Raw genomic sequence first — 19,018 nt, forward strand, 5'->3', positions numbered from 1 at the left:
AGCTGTTTAAAGCTCCCTGTTTATCTCTGACTAAGATTTTTGTAATTTAACCTTCTCTCTAAGCCATTACCTCAGTTGAACGGCTCATTCCGTTGCCAATCTACAATGGAACACAATGGTTGCTTATAGCGTGTCGCAGTGTCTGAATTCGCATCAACGATTGATTGTCATCATCAGAAACTGGCCCAAATGCAATGACTATGGAGTGCTTTGGTATTGAATTTTGCTTGGTTGCGAGCCCATTTAAGCTAACCAATACGTTCATATAGCTGGTAGCCTCTTAGGTGGACGAGCAATGTCGTTATCCGACGGTCAATGCTATATAGAGCATCATTCTAATAATGGTGAATAGGATTTAGAGCATATATTGTCTTCTAATTAACTCTTATAAGTATAATTATAATTTAATATCCTCATTAATGTTTGAAGGCTCACATTACATGAAGGTGGGTATGATTTATATTTGTAGTTTATATATATGTAAATATAATTCACCGCCCTGATTAATAAGAATTAAAGATTATGCCTTCAGAAGTTAAATATTTAGTTGATAAGTTCAATTTAAAACCACACCCAGAAGGTGGGTATTTTTCTGAGAATTATCGTTCAGAAGAAATATTAGGCTGCCCACCTGAGAGATTCAGTGGTGAGCATGTTTATAAAACATCTATATATTATCTTTTAGAAAAAGAAAATGTTTCGATGTTCCATCGATTAAAACAGGATGAATTGTGGCACCATTATACTGGTTGTAGTGTTATCCTACATATTCTTGATCCAAATAAAGGCTATCAGAAATTAGATCTGGGTTGTTCTCTTGACCACTCTGATGCTGCTTATCAGGCTTTGGTTCCCAAAAATGTATGGTTTGCTGCTGAGCTAAAAGATAAGTCCAAGTTTTCTTTAGTGGGATGTACAACGTCTCCTGGCTTCGAATTCTCTGACTGGGAGCTAGCGAATAAAGAAGAGCTAATGAATTTTTTTCCTGAGAAAATAGAACTGATATCAAGAATTATGGGGCAAGCATGAGTACATTAAACCATAAAATGGTTTTACCATTATTAATGGTATTTATGGTATTGAATTCAATGCCAATTGATATTTATTTGCCAGCAGTAAAAACAATTTCTGAAGATCTGTCTACTTCTGTAAATAATGTTCAATTAGGGATATTTCTTTACATGATAAGCATGGGGCTTGGGCAGCTAATACTAGGCGCGAAGTCAGACAAATATGGAAGAAAGCCTGTTGCTATATTTTCACTTGTCGTTTATGTAGCTGCATCAGTGTTGGCAAGTGTCTCTACCAGTATTGAAATGTTAATGGTAAGCCGGTTGCTGCAGGGGTTTGGTGCTTGTGGGTGTGCTGTAACCGCACTGGCAGTGGTTAGGGATATTTACGATGAGTCCGAAAGTGCTCGTATATATTCGTTGTTAAATGGAGCGCAAAGCTTAGTACCTGCACTGGCTCCTTTGTTGGGTGGTTTTATTGCTGTTAGTTTTGGCTGGCGATACTGCTTTATTTTACTTTCAGTAATGTCGATTACTACTTTACTATTCTCATGGAGTCGAATGGTAGAGACAAACACCGTATCTGGTAGGGAAGAGTATAATCGAAGTTACGCTAGTATTGTTACTAATAAAAAATTCCTTACTTACGCATTGGCATCAATGTCTTCCATGGCATTCATTGTTCAGTACGTAGTTAAATCTCCAGTATTACTTATTGACAACCTAGGTCTAACACCAACCGTGTTTTCTCTAGTATTTGGCGGAAATGCATTGCTAATTATTTTAGCATCCTATTGTGCGACTAAGGTTATTAGTCGTTATTCACCTAAGGTTACATGTAACTTGGGTTTGACGTTTCTTCTTATCGCTTCAGTGCTATTTTTATTAATAACTAACCCTAAAAATATTTATATTTATTTGGTTATTGTTTCAGTAGGTAGCTTTGGTTTTTCATTTTGTTTAGGAAGTGCTATCGGTTTGGCTCTCTCTCCATTCCCTGATTGTGCAGGAAAAGCTTCAGCAGTACTAGGCTTCATGCAATTTACGCTGACTTCTATTATAGGAATTATCGTTGGTATTTTATTCCCATCTGGAGCTCATTCAATTTCAATTACGGTGGCTTGCTTTGCTATGCTAAGTATTCTAGCAAGCCTATTCTTTAGAAAATCTACATCAAGAGCTACTCAATATAGCTAATAAAATACGACATGAAATATAAAATAAAAAATATTGAACAGGGCATTGAAGGCCAAAATAATATCAATCTAGCTTTTTATGAGATGCCGGGACTTTCTCAAATAGTAGAGGGCTCTTGTACCGAGAAACCGCTTACAGGGGCACGTATTGCTGGGTGTCTTCATATGACTACAGAAACTGCTGTGCTGATTAATGCACTTACTGACTTAGGTGCAGATGTACGTTGGTGTTCGAGCAATCGTTTTTCCACTTGTGATGCAGCAGCTGCCGCTATCGTGGAGAATGGCGTCCCTGTCTTTGCTTGGTACGGCCAGTCAGAGGAAGAGTTTGCTTGGTGTAAAGAACAAGTTTTAAAAGGTGATCCGAACTGGACTCCAAATATGATTTTGGATGATGGTGCAGAACTCACGTCTTATCTTTCAGAGAAACACCCAGAAATGTGGGAGGGGATTCGAGGTATTACAGAAGAAACAACATCCGGCCTTTTTGAGTTGAATAAGCTTGAAAAGATGGGGAAACTGTATTCTCCGGCTATTGTCGTCAATAACTCTATTACTAAATCAAAGTTCGATAATATCTATGGATGTCATGAGTCTCTTGTTGATGCCTTAAAAGCCGCAACAGGAATGCTACTCGCAGGAAAGGTAGCGACGGTTATAGGTTATGGTGATGTTGGTAAAGGTTGTTGCCGAGCACTTCGGGGTAACGGGATGCGCGTTCAGGTTGTAGAAGTAGATCCTATCTCAGCGCTACAAGCTAGTATGGATGGCTTTGAAGTTGTAAATATGGATCATGCCTGTAGTAACTCTCATATATTTGTTACTGCTACTGGTAACAGACATGTTATTGATACTAAACACTTTAAATTGATGAGGGATAGGGCTGTATTATGTAATATGGGCAACTTTAACGATGAAATTGACGTGGAGACACTGAACACTCTCCCTAGAACCGAATTAACTACAACGCTCAGTAGCTACAAGGTTTCCAGAGACAAGTCGATCTTTTTAGTGGGCAACGGGGCTCCAGCAAATTTAGCTTGTGTTGGAGGGCATTCTAGTTTCGTCATGTCAACCTCATTTTCCAATCAACTATTGGCTCAGATAGAACTCTGGTGCAGAGCGGAAGACTATGCACCTGGGGTGCACTCTATTCCGAGGACGCTAGATGAGCAGGTTGCACGTTACCACCTAGAGCACCTTGGAGCCAAGTTAAGTGTTCTTTCTGAAGAGCAAGCTCAGTTTATCGGTGTGTCTACGGATGGTCCCTTCAAGCCAGACTTTTACCGCTATTAGACTTTGGCCACTTCTTGATGAAGTGGCTTTTCCATCCTAAAGCCAAGACTATTAGAGCAGCCTCTCTCAGTTTTAGCTTTTTCGTATTGATTACACTTTTAACCTAACCTCCACCCTCAGCCCACGCTGGTGGTTGAGAGTCGTGTTACTGAACTTAACTTCACCGGACATCTTTTCTATGGCACTGGTGACGAAACTTAGCCCTAGTCCATTGCCTTCCGTTGAGCGGCTGGCTTCTTGTCTGAAGAACTTTTGACCGAGCTTAGTTAAGTTTTGTGCTTCCACGCCGCCGCCCTGATCGGCAATGGTCAATACGTTGCGATCATTGTCGGCATAAGTGTTGATTTCAATCGCTCCTCCTGTTGGGGAGAATTTTGCTGCGTTATCGATCAGGTTACACAACACTTGAAACAGCAGCTCATCGTTGGCCATGACTTGTAAATCATGCCCTAGGTTTAGCGTCAGGTTGAGTTGTTTTTCTTCCATAACCGGTTCATACAGCTCATGAACACTGTTGATGACGGTACTGAGATGATTGGTCTGAAGGTCGAGTGTTTCGCTACCTCGTTCAAGACGGTTGATTCTCAGCAGCGTATTAAAGGTGTGGACCAGTTTTCCGAGTGTGACTTCCAAATCAACCAACTGAGGGTTTTCAGCCGATAGCCTTTGGACTTTGTTGTACACCGCCGTTATCGGAGTGCGTAAATCATGGGCAATGTTATTGGCCTGCTCACGAGTGGTGTTGACCTGCTCCTCAATGCTATCCAACATCAGGTTTATCTGCTGGCTGGTTTCTGCTAATGCCCCACTGAGTTGATTGATTTCAATCCGCTGATTGAGACTGTTGGTCTGCTGAATTTTGTGGCTGGTGGCATTGATGTCGGTAAGGCGCGCTTTGATGTTACGCAGCATCAGCATGGTGATCAGATAACCCACAATCAGGACGGCCCCTATGCTCATCAACAGCAAATTGATCGTGTTAGTAAAGGAGTCGAAGTAGTCCAAATTCAGCGAGATATACATGACCTGCCACTGCGACTGGTTAGGCAGCAGTAGCATGATGGTTGTGTCGTTGTTGATTGGGTGAGCGAGTTCAGGCTGCTCAATTTCAGGGTCGCTTTGCAGTAGTTCGATCATTTTCCTTTCGGCTTCATCATCGTCTAAGCCACTGAAGGTGATACTAAAACGTACATCCGATAATGAGAGCGCGTCGGCGTCTTCATCATCTGGCAGCATACTGAGATCATCGAGGAGAGAGGCTTCACCTTTGGCAACATCCCAACCTTCAGGAATCAATTCTTCACCGAGCGTGCTGCTGAGTTGCTCATTACTGACTTTGGGACCAAGCTGATAATAAAACAGGGGGTTGCTCTCTTGCCGAACCAGTTCTTTGAGCACGATAGACTGCCCTTCGTCATACCATAGGTCTTCGACCATTCTGGCTTCTGATTCCAGTAAAGGGTAGGCACCCACATCCAATACCCAGTTGCTGAGTTCTTTTTTGGCAAACAGAATGATCAGAATTCCGGCCATCACCAGAACGCCATAAAGTGAGAGAAATTTCTTAAACGGATCAGTCAGGAACATCGTTTTTTACCTGAAGAATGTAGCCCGCACCGCGCACGGTGTGGAGAAGAGGAGTGTGGCCACTAAGGTCGATTTTCTTTCTCAGACGACTGATATGAACATCAATGACATTGGTTTGCGGGTCAAAACTGAAGCTCCAGACTTTTTCCAGCAACATGGTTCGGGTGATGACTCGCCCTGCATTGTTCATCAGGTACTGGAGGATCTGAAACTCGCGATTGTTAAAGCTAATTACAGTGTCGCCGCGCTTTGCCTGACGGGACAATAGATCCAACTCCAAATCATCAATCACTAAAATCTGGTTGTCGGTTTTGTCAGAGTTGCTATTCGCTCTTACGGCAAGTAGTTCAACCCTAGCCAGCAGCTCTGAAAAGGCGAACGGCTTGACCAGATAATCGTCACAGCCGTTGCGCAGCCCGTTGACACGTTCTTCGACACTGTCCAAAGCGCTGAGAATTAGAATAGGTGTCTCTTTACCACTGGAACGAATCGCTTTCACCATTTGTAAGCCATCAACTTCTGGCATCATACGGTCGGTGATGATGACGTCGTAGTCAGACTGCATGACACTGATCAGGCCCAGTTTGCCATTCTCGACGACGTCTATCTGATGACCGCTTTGGCTAAAGCTCTGACTCAAAAAGTCAGCCTGCTCCTGATTGTCTTCAACGAGTAATAGTTTCATCTATGGATATACCCACTGCTTTGCCCTGACGATTGCCAGGGCGTTAGATATCATCGACTTAATATACGCTGATGATGAGATAATCTAAAATTATAGTTCTGCCATGTTGTGCATTTCGACATCCTCGTCATACATTTCCATGTCGTCAAAGGACTCTTGGTAAATGGAGGTGACTTTTAGAGTGTTGCCGTCGATCTGCAGCATCGTTGCTTCCTCAGCGTAAGCTTTGTCCATCAGCATCACTTGATAAACGACACCGACCGGCTGATATTCTTTAAACGCTTCGCCAACCTGTCCACGAAAGTTGTTCTCAACAAATGTCAGCACGTCCAAAAGGCTGTATTTGGTTGAGCTGGTGTCGACGACTTGGCTTGCTCCGCCTTGACCGTCGAGTTTGACCAATTGTGGTGGATTGGTTTCTTCGACCTGAGCAACGTATTGATCTTTACCATTTTCATCGACTGCCAAAGCGATGTACTCATATTTGGCTGGGTGTTCACGTTTGATTTGTTGCAGTGCTTCGACCGCGCTGAGGGCTGGACCGCTTTGGCTCTCGCTTGCCATCGCTGGCGTGATAATAGTGAGTGAAAGGCAAATGAAAGCAATGGATGATTTAAACATAGTGTAATCCTCGATCTGGAAGGGATGTTGTGTTGACCCAAATAAGATTAGGTGACGGACCTAAATCCCTTCTGACCTGAACATTACAAATAATTCATCTAACTGTTCATGCGGGCGATGAATGTTTTTTTGGGGTATACAGTGAAAGAAAAGTTGCCTAACTTTTGACCTTGCTCAAAGTCTGTTATGGCGAAAAATAGACGTGTTACCCATACTTAAGAGGTATAACCACGGAGAGCAAGTGATGAAAAACGAACTCGACCCGACCAAAATACTTCACGCGTACGAGACGGTGATGGCAAATGGGACGCCGACTGAATACGGCAAGATGTACGAAGGAGTAGAAGCCTTCTCGGACTACGATGGGTACAGTGTGTATCTGCGTGGTAATGGCGTTGAGCTTAAGATTGGCTTCCACAATACTTATCATTTGGAATACGATCAGGAGCACTTACGGGACACTTTCCTCAAGAAAGTCGCCACACTCGCGAAATAATGTCTTAGTTACAATGAAAGCCCCGAGGAATGGGGCTTTGTCTATTGTTAATCTTCTTCGGCCAAGCTGACCTCTTCAGAATAATCCTCACTAGCATCAGGCTTATTACGACCATTGAGGGTGTGGAAGCGCTTTCGGCCACGTGCTAACTGCACGTACTTCAGCCAGACTCGCTCCAGTTTTGACTTCGCTTTACCTGGGTTTTCTATCACCTTAAGAAAATGCTTTTCTTCCGCATTTTCAGGTTCAAGTATCCCCATTTCCAAACCCTGCATGGTATCCCCATAAAGCGTTAGGATTTCCTCTTCTGCAAGCGTAAAATCTCCAGACTTGGCAAAGCCGCGTGGAAATTTTGTGTTGTCATAAAAACGTTTTTTGCCGTGACGAAATAGAGTGTCAGACATTTTGGTAGCCTCTATAAACCTACTGGGTTGAACTAAAACGAAAAGTAGGCGTAAATTTAACAAAAGAAAAACAAAACCTTTTTATCGTTTCAATTAAACACTTTTATGAACGTTAGGTAACAGTTTGTTTAATGGGAAAATAAGTGAAATCCATTATGGTTAGCCTTTATCGCTCTTAACTGAGGTATTTCGATGGACGTCAAAGTCTTTAAAACATTTTTAGAACTGGCCAATGTACGTCACTTCGGACGTGCGGCCGAGAACCTGTACATCACACAGGCGGCAGTGAGTGCACGCATTAAACAGTTAGAAAACTATTTTGATACCCAGCTGTTTATTCGCGATCGAAACAACATTAAATTAACGTCATCGGGTGAGCGTCTGGTGAGTTATGCAGACGTCATGGTAACGACACTGCAGCAAGCAAAGTTAGAACTATCACTGGAAAATGGAAAAGCATTACAACTGACGATGGGCGGGACGCCAAATATTTGGGATGCCTATTTGCAGAATTGCTTGAGCATTGTGACAGACTCTTTCGGTGGTTACGGCTTTATCGCTGAAGTGATGGGACGAGAAGCTCTCAATCGCAGCTTGCAAGAAAGAACCCTTGATATGGCATTTGCATTTGACCAGATAAAAGCAGATGAGCTGCATTGTAAAAAGGTGGCTGATATCGTTTTGGTATTGGTGTCAACGGAGGAACATACATTACAAAGTGTATTTGAGGATAAATATGCTTATGTTGATTGGGGAACCAAGTTTGCGTCAGAGCATGCTGAGCGACATCCTAAAATTCCTGCGCCTTATCTAAGAACATCAACAGCACGTATTGCAATGGATTTCATCCTTGAAAAGGGAGGAAGTGCTTACTTACCTGTATCGTTAGTTGAGCCGTTTATTATAAGTGGTCAGCTATATAAAGTAGCGGGTGTTGAGGATTGGCACCGACCTATCTACTTAAGTTATCGCAAGGCGAGTTCATCCGTAGAAGCGATCAGACAGGTTGAGGAGTTAGTCAAAGATATCGACCCTATAACAGCCTACTCTTTACAGCAAATGGCTGACTTGCCACTTGATGAATAATAAACAAGGCCTCGGTATACCGAGGCCTTTACCTTTATAGACTCGTTGCAAAGTGAGGATTTACAAATCCATCAAGCTTTCAATCGACTCTTCAACTGATAGGTTGTGATAAGAACGTATGGTTTGGCCATCGGTTGCATCAATCAAAATATTGTTGATGCTGGATGCCCCGTGTTGTTCGATCACGTTGAGGCTTTGCTCGACGCTATCATACGTAAGGGTGAGATTATCTTTTAGCACTATTGTGCATGTGTGCAGGTTCATAGCCAACTTCCTTATTATTTATTTGATCTGCAAATCTAACTCTAGAAGATTTTAAACTGATAGTAAATTCGATTAACTTCCGAAAATGGCTAGTATTAAATTGTGAGCCAATTAGACTCTTGTTAAGGGTTTGAAAGATAGTAGGAATGAGAGTGTGAATGGACTTCCATCAATAACACTGCAAGAGTGTCAAAGTGCTCGTCAGGCAAGGGATGCGCGCTTTGATGGGCGCTTTTATGTTGCAGTCAAAACGACAGGCATTTTCTGTCGCCCTATCTGCCCAGCAAATCTGCCCAAAGAAGAAAATGTCGAGTATTTTGTAGAGAAGGCACAAGCGCTTCAGGCGGGTTATAGACCTTGTTTGCGCTGCCGCCCTGACAGCGCGCCTAGTTCTTGGGCATGGAAAGGGGTAGAGACTACTTTTCTTCGGGCGTTGAAAATGATTGAGCATGGTGAACTGCAAAATCACAGCCTGAGTGAATTGGCGGGGCGGCTTGGTATCAGCGATCGGTACTTGAGGCAGCTTTTCCAAGACCACCTTGGAATGGCGCCTAAGCAATACGCGCTATACCATCAACTGATGTTCGCCAAGCAACTGCTTCACTCCAGCTCTATGTCTGTCACAGATATTGCTTTTGCAAGTGGTTTTAAAAGTGTGCGCCGATTTAATGATGCGTTTAAGCAGGTCATTAAACTAACGCCCACACAAGTGAGAAAAGAGCAAACGGTGATGACCGTGGAAAATAGTTATATTGATTTGGCTTTCAAAGGCCCTTTGGATTGGCAGCATATGTTGGATTTTTACCGTATGAGAGCCATTGAAGGCTTAGAGTGGGTGAGTAATGAAAGCTACCAGAGAAAATTTGATCTCGAAGGTACGAGAGGCTGGTTTTCGATTCGGTATCATAAGCCCGGAGTTATGCGGGTCGAATTTGAGTTATCTGATACCCGTCGCTTGAAGGCGTTAGTTAACCAGTTACGCAGAATGTTTGACTTAGATACGGATATTTTAACCATAGAACAAAAACTGAACTCGATTAGCCCTAACTTGATAATACGGAGTGGAATTCGTATTCCGGGAGTTTGGAGTACTTGGGAAGGTGGAATCAGGGCGATTCTCGGCCAACAGGTATCGATCAAGGCTGCGATTGGGCAGTTGAATTTGCTGGTTCAAACCCTACAGCCTGAAGAGGTGACGCATTTTCCTACTCCACAAGAAGTCGCCTTAGCGGACCTTTCTTTTTTGCGTATGCCGCACAGTCGTAAAGAAACATTAGCGCGCTTTGCACGGTTTATGGTCGAACAACCACAAGCAAACTTAGAACAATGGCTGGATGTCAAAGGGATTGGGCCATGGACAGTCAACTATGCGAGGCTAAGAGGAGAATCAGAGGCCAACTGCTTCCTTGATGGAGACTTAGTTGTGAAAAAAGCCCTGAATCAATTTCCTGAACTGAACGTTGAAAGTGTATCTCCATGGGGGAGTTACGCCACATTCCATTGCTGGAGCCACGCATGAAAAAAAGCTACACCACTTTTAAGACGCCATTAGGACAAATGACTCTTCAGGCGAATGAGCAAGGTTTGTTGGGCGCTTGGTTTGAGACTCAGACCACACAACCTGAAGAGTTAGGCAAAAACGATAAAGATCATCCTATACTTATTAAAGCAATCAAACAGTTACAAGAGTATTTTTCCGGTAGTCGTAAGGAATTTGAGCTACCATTAGCAGCAGAAGGGACTATATTTCAGCAACAGGTGTGGGAAGCATTAACCACAATACCGTTTGGTGAAACATGGAGTTATCAGCAGCTTGCCGATGCGATAGGCAACCCAAAAGCGGTTAGGGCCGTGGGGTTGGCAAACGGTAAGAACCCTATTTCGGTGATTGTGCCTTGCCATAGAGTGATAGGTAAAAGTGGTAAGTTAACGGGCTACGCGGGCGGGCTGGAAAGGAAAGCAGCATTGTTGAAAATAGAGCATTGGGAACCTGAGGAATGCGGTTAAAACAAGGAATAGTCTCCTTGCTAGCAATGTTCATGCTGCAAGGGTGTTTTGAAGAAAAACTTGAACGAATGATTAATCAGCAAACCTATGAGTTTGAAGGAGTATATGAAAATTTATACTCACAAGATTTGCTGTTGTTCAAAGATGCAATGGTCACCATTAGTCGTGTGGGGGCTCCAGAAATTACGAAACCTTTCTCAGTCGAGGATAATTTTCTCACTATTACGATGCGTAATAGCTCAAAGGAAAAGAGAGACGATATCGTTATGCGTATCCATGGGGATAAAGAAGCATTAACGTGCAGTGTATGTGCGAAGTATCAATTGGCGAGTGTCTGGCAGCGCCGGTTAGATTGATCGTTGAGGTGAAACCCCAGAAGGGCAGCATATTTGCTGCCCTTCTTTGGTAAACAGTATCGTTTAAAAGAGTGCTGAGTTGAGCATCAGGTGCAGCGCGATACTTGCAGCATAACCAATACCTATTACGGGAGCCCATTTGAGGTGCCCAAAGAAAGTATATTTACCATGTGCGGCGCCCATCAGAGCGACACCCGCAGCAGAACCAATCGAGAGTAAGCTACCACCGACACCCGCAGTTAGGGTTACCAGTAACCAGTTGCCCATTGACATTTCTGGCTCCATGGTTAAAACAGCGAACATGACGGGAATATTATCGACGATGGCAGACAGGATCCCGACCATTACGTTGGCCCAAATTGGATCCCATTGGCTGTACATGACTTCTGACACTAGGCCTAAATAACCGAGTAAACTTAATCCTCCAACACACATGACGACACCATAGAAGAAAAGTAACGTATCCCACTCTGCATGAGATACTCTTCTGAACACATCAAATGGTACAACAGACCCCAGTCTTTTTAAGGCAAGATCATCTCGGTTTGCAATCGCAAGTGCGGCTTTTTTATGCAGAGAAGCTTTGAGTGTTTTACGTAGGAAGAAGCCAAAGAATTGAAGGTAGGCTAAGCCCATCATCATCCCAATCACTGGTGGGAAGTGCAGTACGGCGTGGAAAGCGACAGCGGTGGCAATAGTTAGAATGAATAATCCCACAATTCGGCGTGCCCCGCGTTTAAGTTCTACGTGCTGGTGGACAACATCCGGTGTGCTGCTCGGCACAAACATCGACATAATAATCGCAGGCACGAGATAATTAGCAACGGAAGGTAAGAATAAGGGCATAAACTCAGAGAAAGAAACATAGCCGGCTTGCCACACCATCAATGTCGTAATGTCTCCAAATGGACTAAATGCTCCACCAGCATTGGCAGCGATAACGATATTGATACACGCTAGGTTGATGAACTTGGGGTTATTGCCCGCGACTTTCATGACCACAGCACACATCAATAAAGCTGTTGTGAGGTTATCGGCAATGGGGGAAATAAAAAATGCCAGAATACCTGTTAGCCAGAATAGCGACTTGTAATTAAAGCCTTTTCCGACCATCCAAGCTTGCAGTGCGTCAAACAGCCGCCTCTCTTCCATAGCGCTGATATAGGTCATGGCGACGAGTAGGAAGAGCAACAGCTCAGCGTATTCCAATAGGTTATGTTCGAGTGCTGATTTGGCAACTTCGATTTGCCCGTGTTGCGAGTACACATAGCCAATCATGGCCCATATCAAACCAGCGGCAAGCAGGACAGGTTTAGATTTCCTCAATGACAGGTATTCTTCTAACATTACCAATGCATATGCACAGGTGAAAATCAGAATAGCCACATAGCCAATGGTTGATTGAGTTAATGGTAAGGTTTCATGTGTGTTGTTGGCTGCAAAAGTCGAAAAGGGAAGCAATAAAAGGGCGACAAAAGCGGACCACTGCAATTTCATACTTTCATTCCTTGAAAAGAAGTGCGTTGTTATGGTTGCTCTATTCTAAAGAGGTTTTGATTATTGGTATGTGAGATAGGTTTGATCTGCTTGAATTATCGCCAGTTTCTCTCAAAAAGGCACTCTAGTCATTGAGTTGGCAAAGCTCTTAGAGCCCCTCAACACGTATGTTGAGGGGGATTAGTATTTACTTTTGAACTACGACTAACTGATACACAGCAGCGCCTTCATAGTAGCCTCCGCTTTTCGGACGTAGCGATGTTGCCATCAACAAACTTGTGTTAATACCAAACCAGCCTGCCAAGTAATTTTCAGGATCATTGAATTCATCATTAAGGTCATAAATGTTACCTTTACTGTCCCAAAGTACCGGTCTTAGGAATAAGTCGTCCCCACCTGGGAAGTTGGATGAAGTTGCCCCTGCAATGTAGTCATTTTCTAGTACGTGTGTGGCTCTTGTTCCACCATAGGTCGACTCTTCCATAGGCAGTCTTTGCTGTGAGTTGATGCTATATCTCCAAGGGCTTGCATAGCTGACACGATCAACGCCTGCAATAAGACCGGAGTTGTTTACTGCGGTTGCAAGTGTGCCCCAAGGGTAATCACTTTGCTCGAGTATGATTTGGTTTTTTTGACCTTTTTTATCCCAGTAAGTGGCGGTTTCATTGTTGATTTCATCGCTATAACTACTACCAACCACTGTACCTTTGTTGTTATTATCAGTGGCTTCAGAAATGACATTCTCAGACGCATTTTCTAGGATCTCTAAACCTGATTTCTTATCCCAACGCCAAGCCAGTGTGGCACGCTCCCCTGCTGGACCAGGAAAGACTGCTGTTCCTACAAGCTGCCCATTCTCGTTTATATTAATGTTATCCTGCCCCATTTGTTGCGCTGACCCCAGTTCATTTTCTTCAATAAACTGTTGGATTGGTAGATCAACTTCATCTTGTAAACTTTGGATGTCGCCTTTGTTTGTCCAAATTGCAGAGTAGCAAGAGTTGGCATCACAGACTTTAGCGGTGGCGTCACCATTATTGTTAATATCCTTTGGATCTGAGCTAATGATGTCTTCTGTAATAAGCCATTCGACGCCTTTACTTTCACTCCAGCGATACATCGCTCGTGAGGAAAAGTCAGGTAAATCTGGCCAAGTGGAATTTGAGTCTACAAAACCAATAACCTGATTACTCTCACTCACGACTCTTGGGAAGTCGGGAATCTCTGCGACTTTTTTAAATTCAAAAGAGATGCGGTTTGGCTCTGTCGTTTGAACCTGATAATTCGCCATAGCGAATGAAGAGATAAAAGGTGCAATAGCGATAGCAACACCGAGCATTTTCATTGTGTTCTTCCTTGTGTTTTATATGAACTTCATTGGTTAGTTAACCTCCATCATCGTTAAATACTCATGTTTGTTTCTCAAATATTAAATTATGATTAATGTTTTGTTGCGTATATTCTTATTTATAATTAATGATTGCTTAATCAAATATAATTTTTGAATGCCTTGCCTTTACTGGACTCTCAACCATGTACAGGCGTTTCTACTTTTAGTCTATAAAAAGCAGTGAGTTTTATGGATTTTATCTTGGCTTATTTTCTTTTATCTTTGTAACTTAAGTTGAATCTTTATCTGTTATTTTTGGGTTAAAATTCAATTTCAGGTTTCCGTCATTGGTGATATTTACAATTGTTATTAATTCTCATTTTCATGTTTGTTAAAGTAAGCAGAATTCCTATCATTTTAATTGAGATACAGCATGACGACAGGCAAATCCATAGAACAGCCTTCTAACGCGTTTAGCCGGATAAGCAAGGTACTGTCGTTTATTCATCAGCACATCAGTGAACCGCTATCACTGGATGATATTGCCCGCCAAAGCTGTTGGTCACGCTGGCAACTGCAGCGCGTATTTCAGACAGAAACAGGCATGGCTGTGGCCACTTATGTTCGAGAGCTCAAACTCAGTCAGGCAGCTGAAAGGTTGATAGACACTTCTGATAGGGTGATTGATATCGCTCTGGAGCTTGGCTTTAGCTCAGAAATCAGCTTCAGTCGCTCGTTCAAGCAAGTGTTTGGCCTCAGTCCCAGAGCTTATCGTAAACAAGGTCTCAGAACGGGGTTACGTAAACCCATTCAGGTCTCTCAACGCACGGCTGAAGAGGCCTGTCCTCTTTTCGTTGAAGTGAAAGTGGAATTCAAAAGTGAGTTTTTCCTAAAAGGGCTTCATGGTGAAATTAATGGCTTATTCGCAATCAATCCTGACTTTCAGCAAAAAGTCCCTGAACTGTGGCGCCGGTTAGAGCAAACCATCCCAGACGAAACTGAGCGGCAGCTTGCTTTGACAGGCGTTATTGACGTCACCCAAAGCCATTTTGACGGCAGTAATATGGAATATTGGGCAGGGGTGGAGTTAACCGATGACCTGCTTCTGCCTCAATTGCCTTCTGTCATCTCTTCTGAACTGAGTACCTTGGTGGTGCATGCACAAACGTATGCGGTTGTCAAACATTGTGGTCCAGTGGTGCATTTGCCAGAAACACTGGAGTGGTTTCTGCTTAATTGGCTACCTAATTCTGGCTATCGCGGCATAGATGGTTATGAACTCGAATGCTATCCCGCCAATTACAATCAACATGATATCGATGCTGTTATGGAATATTGGATTCCTGTTGAACGCTTGTCTCAATGATCAAATGAATGAACTACTGATAGTTAACTAAATTATTCGAATAAGATGCACCAAATTGTTAACTTTCCTGTTTCTCAGGTTTGTAGAATGCAAATGATATTTATTCTTAATAATAAAAAGCATTGGTACTTGAGGGATACATGACAACTCCAACAAATTTTAAGCGCTCAACACTTACTTTAGCGCTGCTTACCGCCTTTTCAGCCCCCGTAATGGCTGCGGATGAAGTCAGTCAAGATACAACTGAACTAGAAACCATTACGGTGATGGGCAAAGCCTATCGCAATACGGCAACCAAGACATCGCTAGAACCTGAAGAAACACCACAAAGTATCTCGATTATTGAAGGAGAGCAGCTTGAACAGCGTGGTGTCACTTCTATCAATCAAGCATTGCGATACGTACCGGGTGTCGCGACTGAGAACCGAGGTAGCGCAGTAACCATGTTTGATGATTTCACCATACGTGGTTTCCAGACAAAAAACCTCAATTACTATGACGGTCTGTCGATGCTCCACCTAACAGGCTGGAACTTGCAACCTCAGGTAGATCCTATTGCGCTCCAGCAAGTGGAGATCTTTAAAGGTCCCACCTCTGTACTGTATGGTGCGATGCCTCCTAGTGGTATGGTCAATATGATAGCCAAAACACCTCAAGAAGAAGCGTCAACCAAAGTGGGTGTTGCCACCGGCTCAAGAAATCTGATGCGAGCCTCTATTGATACGACAGGTCAAATTGGTGACAGTGACTTTTCATATCGCTTAATTGCGCTGGCACGTAAACAAGACAGCCAAGTTGATAATGCCGAAGAAGAGCGTTATGTGTTGGCTCCGAGCTTGGATTGGCAGGCAACAGACAAAACTTTGGTTAACTTTAATGTTTACTATCAGAATGACCCTTCAATGGGCATTAACTCTTCTATGCCATTAGAGGTGTTAGAAAAGAGCGCTCCTTCCGTGTCGATGGGGGATGTGAACTGGAGTAAGTTTGAACGTGAAGTTTTAATGGTGGGTTACAAAATCAACCACGAATTCAATTCAAACTGGACGTTGCTACAAAACGCCCGTTTCATTGATGCAAGTTTGTATCAAGAGAACACCTACCACACAGCGGGACTGAATTCTGATGGAACGCTCACTCGCACTCCTTACTCGACAGATGAAGAGCTAAAAGGGTTTGTTATTGATAATCAAGTGTCTGGTATCGTTGACATAGCGGGCATTGAAAATAATCTGTTATTTGGCATTGATTACCAGTCTATGGACGGGAACACGGTTTATTCCGAGTATGGTGTTGATGCTTCAAGTGGGTTCGGGAAGTTTGAACCGCTCAATCCAAACAATAATTTGTTGGATCGCGATGATCTGACTAAAACAAGTGAATATTTAGATGATAGCGAATCGAAACAGCTAGGTATTTACTTCCAAGATCAGGTTCGACTTGATCAACTGGTACTGATTGGTGGTGGTCGCTTCGATCAGTATGAATCAGAAAGCGTGTACTACTCGACAAAGTCTGATCACAATCATTTCACGTATCGTGTCGGCGCGCTGTATGAGTTAGAGAGTGGCCTGTCACCGTTTGCAAGCTACGCGACCAGTTTTGAACCCGCGCCCGGTGTAGACAAAAACAATAGAGCTTTTGACCCTGAAACGGGCGAACAAGTGGAAGTCGGTGTGAAATACATGTCAGCGGATATGTCCAAAACAGCAACGGCCTCGTTTTTCCATATCACAAAGAAGAACATGTTGATGACGGATCCAAGCAACGTATATGGTCCTCGTATTCAAGTCGGTGAAGCGGTGTCTCAAGGAATAGAGTTAGAAGGTCGTTGGTTTGCATCCGAGAGTCTAGATATTGCAGCATCCTATACCTATCTTGATATGGAAATTATCAAAGACTCAGGTAATGACCTAGAAGGTACCACACCAATCTATGCACCGGAGCACAGTGCGAATATCTGGGCCAACTACAAGGTGTTTACTGGTCTATTTGCGGGTACTCGTATCAGTGGCGGTGCCCGTTATGTGGGAGAAATGGAAATGAATGCGGCCAACACTCAGGGCAAAGTTCCATCTTACACTGCGGTAGATATGTCAGTTGGGTATGATTTAGGTCATGTGAGTGAATCTCTTAACGGAGCAACGGCCAATTTAATCGTGAACAACGTATTTGATAAAGAATACTACTCTTGCTACAACCAATATAACTGTTGGTTTGGTGCAGAGCAGTCTGTTGAAGTGAACGTCAAATACGAGTTCTAATCACCTGATAGGAAGAGTAGAAAAGCAGTCAAGCTGGCTGCTTTTTAGTCTTAACATTATTTATAGGTTGATGCCTTAAAGACAAGCTACTGGACTGTTTTTTATGTCTGACCTAACTCGAAATAAATACGTCCGTTTTCTTTACAAGAAAACGGACGAAGAGAAACGAACTCAAATTGTTAAAGGTGGATGATAGGATCTGGGTGTCCGTCTGGATCATTACGGGCAGTACCATCGCTGCTAGGAGAACCCATCAAAAGTACCCCACAGGCATGGGGAGCGGCCATAGAAGTGCCGCTTGCAGTTGTCGTACCTCCGCCAGCTCGTAATGATAAGATACCAACCCCAGGTGCGGCATAATCAACAGGGCGCCCATCTTCAGTGCTTCCGTAGTTGGAAAATGAAGCGAAGTTATCGTTGGAATCAATCGCAGAGATGGTGTAGATGTTGCCTCCCTCTGCACTAGCTGGAGAAACATTGCTTGCATCTTGTGACTCATTCCCTGCTGCTAGAGACACGTGAATTGTAGCTGGGTTTGAGCCAGCAGGTTCGTTTGGAGTTGCAAGACGCTCTACTGCATCATTGAGGCTTTGGCTAAAGCCCCCGCCTAGACTCATATTGGCACAATCGCCATCGGACGCATTCGCAGCGACGTGATCTACACCCGCAATCACGCCAGATGTGGTGCCTGAGCCTCTTCTATTGAGTACTTTTACTGGTACTACTGTTGCACCTGCAGCGACACCGACAGCGTCTATACTATTGTCGAGTGCGGCAATCGTACCTGCTACATGCGTTCCGTGCCCGTGCCGATCATTAAAGTTACTATCTGGACCACTTGAAAAGGCAGTGAAGCCTTTGGATTCGTCGACATTCAAATCCGGATGATCGAGGTCGATACCTGTATCAATCACCCAAGCAGTTAAGCCTCTACCATCGCCAGCTCCTCCGACACGTGTAACTCCCCAAGGTGTGGTTTGAGGCGCTGGTGGCTCATTTGGCTCCTCATCTTTGTTTTTACCTTTTCCTGGTGGTGGGGCGATGGCAAACACCAAGCTGTCTTGCTCAAAACTAATAACATCAGAATCTGATGCAAAAGCCGACTTGGCTTTATCACAAGACATATTGACTGCAAACCCTTTGATCGTGTGTTTGTAAATGTGTTTTGCTTGCGCATTTGCTGCCACCAGCATGCCACGCGTACGACCTTCAACATCAAATTTGCTGACTGAATCATCAAATCGAACGATACAGGTATTTTGTGCGTCAAACATGAGCTGGCTCATTTCAAATGTAGGCTTCTCTGCAAAAGCGGTGAAGGATATTGAGGGGAGAGACAGCGCAATAAATGTTGCAATTTTTGTTCTGATTACCATGGTCATATCCCCTATTTGCGTTGGTTTTTTTGCACGTAAAGATACTATTGATAATAGTATAAATTACAGGTTAAGAATGGAGCGTGGAGGCGAAATTTTAATCGGGAAGCACTCTATTTTTGCAGTGTGTTGATAACAAAGAAAAAGTGTATTAACGCTAAATTAGGGATAATTAGA

At 43.4% G+C, this 19,018-nt stretch carries 18 protein-coding genes; 10 read left to right on the forward strand and 8 right to left on the reverse strand.

Features of this window, described 5'->3' with window-relative positions; genetic code table 11:
- Positions 1–522 precede the first annotated feature (522 nt).
- From L1D31_RS03995 to ahcY, 3 genes are read left to right on the forward strand one after another with little or no spacing between them, the layout of a single operon-like run.
- A complete protein-coding gene (locus L1D31_RS03995; protein ID WP_239835766.1) occupies positions 523–1,029 on the forward strand; it encodes a cupin domain-containing protein in 507 nt (168 codons plus the stop codon).
- Entirely contained in the window at positions 1,026–2,207 is a 1,182-nt protein-coding gene (locus L1D31_RS04000; RefSeq protein WP_239835767.1) for a multidrug effflux MFS transporter, read from the forward strand. Before L1D31_RS03995 ends, L1D31_RS04000 begins: the two co-directional genes overlap by 4 nt.
- A gap of 11 nt (positions 2,208–2,218) precedes the next feature.
- Positions 2,219–3,502 carry an adenosylhomocysteinase gene (gene ahcY / locus L1D31_RS04005; RefSeq protein ID WP_239835768.1) on the forward strand — a complete coding sequence of 428 codons (1,284 nt, stop codon included), beginning with the start codon at positions 2,219–2,221 and terminating at the stop codon, positions 3,500–3,502.
- Between the two features lie 90 nt (positions 3,503–3,592).
- Here the strand turns inward: ahcY and L1D31_RS04010 are convergent, their stop codons facing one another.
- The 3 genes from L1D31_RS04010 to L1D31_RS04020 form a co-directional block, all read right to left on the reverse strand.
- Complete coding sequence (locus L1D31_RS04010) at positions 3,593–5,089, reverse strand: HAMP domain-containing sensor histidine kinase (protein WP_239835769.1); 1,497 nt, start codon at positions 5,087–5,089, stop codon at positions 3,593–3,595.
- Positions 5,076–5,774, reverse strand: a complete 699-nt coding sequence (locus L1D31_RS04015; RefSeq protein WP_239835770.1) for a response regulator transcription factor — start codon at positions 5,772–5,774, stop codon at positions 5,076–5,078. Before L1D31_RS04015 ends, L1D31_RS04010 begins: the two co-directional genes overlap by 14 nt.
- Positions 5,775–5,864: 90 nt before the next feature.
- On the reverse strand, positions 5,865–6,395 hold the full coding sequence (locus tag L1D31_RS04020; protein WP_239835771.1) for a hypothetical protein: 531 nt from the start codon (positions 6,393–6,395) through the stop codon (positions 5,865–5,867).
- Positions 6,396–6,639: 244 nt separating this feature from the next.
- On the opposite strand from L1D31_RS04020, the gene L1D31_RS04025 reads away from it, so the two are divergent.
- The gene (locus tag L1D31_RS04025; RefSeq protein WP_019277322.1) at positions 6,640–6,891 is read left to right on the forward strand and encodes a DUF3081 domain-containing protein; all 252 of its coding nucleotides are present in this window, start codon (positions 6,640–6,642) and stop codon (positions 6,889–6,891) included.
- A 47-nt stretch (positions 6,892–6,938) separates the two neighbouring features.
- Here the strand turns inward: L1D31_RS04025 and L1D31_RS04030 are convergent, their stop codons facing one another.
- A complete protein-coding gene (locus L1D31_RS04030) occupies positions 6,939–7,295 on the reverse strand; it encodes a DUF413 domain-containing protein (protein ID WP_239835772.1) in 357 nt (118 codons plus the stop codon).
- A gap of 192 nt (positions 7,296–7,487) precedes the next feature.
- Here L1D31_RS04030 and L1D31_RS04035 point away from each other — a divergent pair, with 192 nt between their 5' ends.
- Positions 7,488–8,381: a LysR family transcriptional regulator gene (locus L1D31_RS04035; RefSeq protein WP_239835773.1), complete on the forward strand. Its 894-nt coding sequence runs from the start codon at positions 7,488–7,490 to the stop codon at positions 8,379–8,381.
- A gap of 60 nt (positions 8,382–8,441) precedes the next feature.
- Here the strand turns inward: L1D31_RS04035 and L1D31_RS04040 are convergent, their stop codons facing one another.
- On the reverse strand, positions 8,442–8,645 hold the full coding sequence (locus L1D31_RS04040) for a hypothetical protein (RefSeq protein ID WP_239835774.1): 204 nt from the start codon (positions 8,643–8,645) through the stop codon (positions 8,442–8,444).
- Positions 8,646–8,799: 154 nt separating this feature from the next.
- Here L1D31_RS04040 and L1D31_RS04045 point away from each other — a divergent pair, with 154 nt between their 5' ends.
- Genes L1D31_RS04045 through L1D31_RS04055 form a run of 3 tightly spaced genes read left to right on the forward strand, consistent with a single transcriptional unit; the run spans position 8,800 to position 11,008 of the window.
- Positions 8,800–10,164, forward strand: coding sequence for an AlkA N-terminal domain-containing protein (locus L1D31_RS04045; protein ID WP_239835775.1), 1,365 nt, complete (start codon positions 8,800–8,802; stop codon positions 10,162–10,164).
- Positions 10,161–10,652, forward strand: a complete 492-nt coding sequence (locus tag L1D31_RS04050) for a methylated-DNA--[protein]-cysteine S-methyltransferase (RefSeq protein ID WP_239835776.1) — start codon at positions 10,161–10,163, stop codon at positions 10,650–10,652. Before L1D31_RS04045 ends, L1D31_RS04050 begins: the two co-directional genes overlap by 4 nt.
- Positions 10,643–11,008 (forward strand): hypothetical protein, encoded by a 366-nt coding sequence (locus tag L1D31_RS04055; protein ID WP_239835777.1) that lies wholly within the window; start codon positions 10,643–10,645, stop codon positions 11,006–11,008. Before L1D31_RS04050 ends, L1D31_RS04055 begins: the two co-directional genes overlap by 10 nt.
- 63 nt (positions 11,009–11,071) lie before the next feature.
- Here the strand turns inward: L1D31_RS04055 and nhaD are convergent, their stop codons facing one another.
- Positions 11,072–12,505, reverse strand: a complete 1,434-nt coding sequence (nhaD, locus tag L1D31_RS04060; protein ID WP_239835778.1) for a sodium:proton antiporter NhaD — start codon at positions 12,503–12,505, stop codon at positions 11,072–11,074.
- A 187-nt stretch (positions 12,506–12,692) separates the two neighbouring features.
- Positions 12,693–13,850, reverse strand: a complete 1,158-nt coding sequence (locus L1D31_RS04065) for a hypothetical protein (RefSeq protein ID WP_239835779.1) — start codon at positions 13,848–13,850, stop codon at positions 12,693–12,695.
- Positions 13,851–14,268: 418 nt separating this feature from the next.
- On the opposite strand from L1D31_RS04065, the gene L1D31_RS04070 reads away from it, so the two are divergent.
- Both L1D31_RS04070 and L1D31_RS04075 read left to right on the forward strand, forming a co-directional pair.
- Positions 14,269–15,201 carry an AraC family transcriptional regulator gene (locus L1D31_RS04070; RefSeq protein WP_239835780.1) on the forward strand — a complete coding sequence of 311 codons (933 nt, stop codon included), beginning with the start codon at positions 14,269–14,271 and terminating at the stop codon, positions 15,199–15,201.
- Positions 15,202–15,341: 140 nt separating this feature from the next.
- Complete coding sequence (locus L1D31_RS04075) at positions 15,342–17,465, forward strand: TonB-dependent siderophore receptor (protein ID WP_239835781.1); 2,124 nt, start codon at positions 15,342–15,344, stop codon at positions 17,463–17,465.
- A gap of 179 nt (positions 17,466–17,644) precedes the next feature.
- Here the strand turns inward: L1D31_RS04075 and L1D31_RS04080 are convergent, their stop codons facing one another.
- Complete coding sequence (locus L1D31_RS04080; protein ID WP_239835782.1) at positions 17,645–18,841, reverse strand: S8 family serine peptidase; 1,197 nt, start codon at positions 18,839–18,841, stop codon at positions 17,645–17,647.
- Positions 18,842–19,018: the final 177 nt, after the last annotated feature.

This window comes from Vibrio sp. Isolate23, assembly GCF_022398095.1.
In the GTDB taxonomy this organism is placed as follows: domain Bacteria; phylum Pseudomonadota; class Gammaproteobacteria; order Enterobacterales; family Vibrionaceae; genus Vibrio; species Vibrio coralliilyticus_A.

Bases quoted from the DNA above. Each gene is read 5' to 3' on its own strand.
- L1D31_RS03995 (WP_239835766.1), top strand. From the start codon at position 523: ATGCCTTCAGAAGTTAAATATTTAGTTGATAAGTTCAATTTAAAACCA.
- L1D31_RS04000 (WP_239835767.1), top strand. From the start codon at position 1,026: ATGAGTACATTAAACCATAAAATGGTTTTACCATTATTAATGGTATTT.
- ahcY (WP_239835768.1), top strand. From the start codon at position 2,219: ATGAAATATAAAATAAAAAATATTGAACAGGGCATTGAAGGCCAAAAT.
- L1D31_RS04010 (WP_239835769.1), bottom strand. From the start codon at position 5,089: ATGTTCCTGACTGATCCGTTTAAGAAATTTCTCTCACTTTATGGCGTT.
- L1D31_RS04015 (WP_239835770.1), bottom strand. From the start codon at position 5,774: ATGAAACTATTACTCGTTGAAGACAATCAGGAGCAGGCTGACTTTTTG.
- L1D31_RS04020 (WP_239835771.1), bottom strand. From the start codon at position 6,395: ATGTTTAAATCATCCATTGCTTTCATTTGCCTTTCACTCACTATTATC.
- L1D31_RS04025 (WP_019277322.1), top strand. From the start codon at position 6,640: ATGAAAAACGAACTCGACCCGACCAAAATACTTCACGCGTACGAGACG.
- L1D31_RS04030 (WP_239835772.1), bottom strand. From the start codon at position 7,295: ATGTCTGACACTCTATTTCGTCACGGCAAAAAACGTTTTTATGACAAC.
- L1D31_RS04035 (WP_239835773.1), top strand. From the start codon at position 7,488: ATGGACGTCAAAGTCTTTAAAACATTTTTAGAACTGGCCAATGTACGT.
- L1D31_RS04040 (WP_239835774.1), bottom strand. From the start codon at position 8,645: ATGAACCTGCACACATGCACAATAGTGCTAAAAGATAATCTCACCCTT.
- L1D31_RS04050 (WP_239835776.1), top strand. From the start codon at position 10,161: ATGAAAAAAAGCTACACCACTTTTAAGACGCCATTAGGACAAATGACT.
- L1D31_RS04055 (WP_239835777.1), top strand. From the start codon at position 10,643: ATGCGGTTAAAACAAGGAATAGTCTCCTTGCTAGCAATGTTCATGCTG.
- nhaD (WP_239835778.1), bottom strand. From the start codon at position 12,505: ATGAAATTGCAGTGGTCCGCTTTTGTCGCCCTTTTATTGCTTCCCTTT.
- L1D31_RS04065 (WP_239835779.1), bottom strand. From the start codon at position 13,850: ATGAAAATGCTCGGTGTTGCTATCGCTATTGCACCTTTTATCTCTTCA.
- L1D31_RS04070 (WP_239835780.1), top strand. From the start codon at position 14,269: ATGACGACAGGCAAATCCATAGAACAGCCTTCTAACGCGTTTAGCCGG.
- L1D31_RS04075 (WP_239835781.1), top strand. From the start codon at position 15,342: ATGACAACTCCAACAAATTTTAAGCGCTCAACACTTACTTTAGCGCTG.
- L1D31_RS04080 (WP_239835782.1), bottom strand. From the start codon at position 18,841: ATGGTAATCAGAACAAAAATTGCAACATTTATTGCGCTGTCTCTCCCC.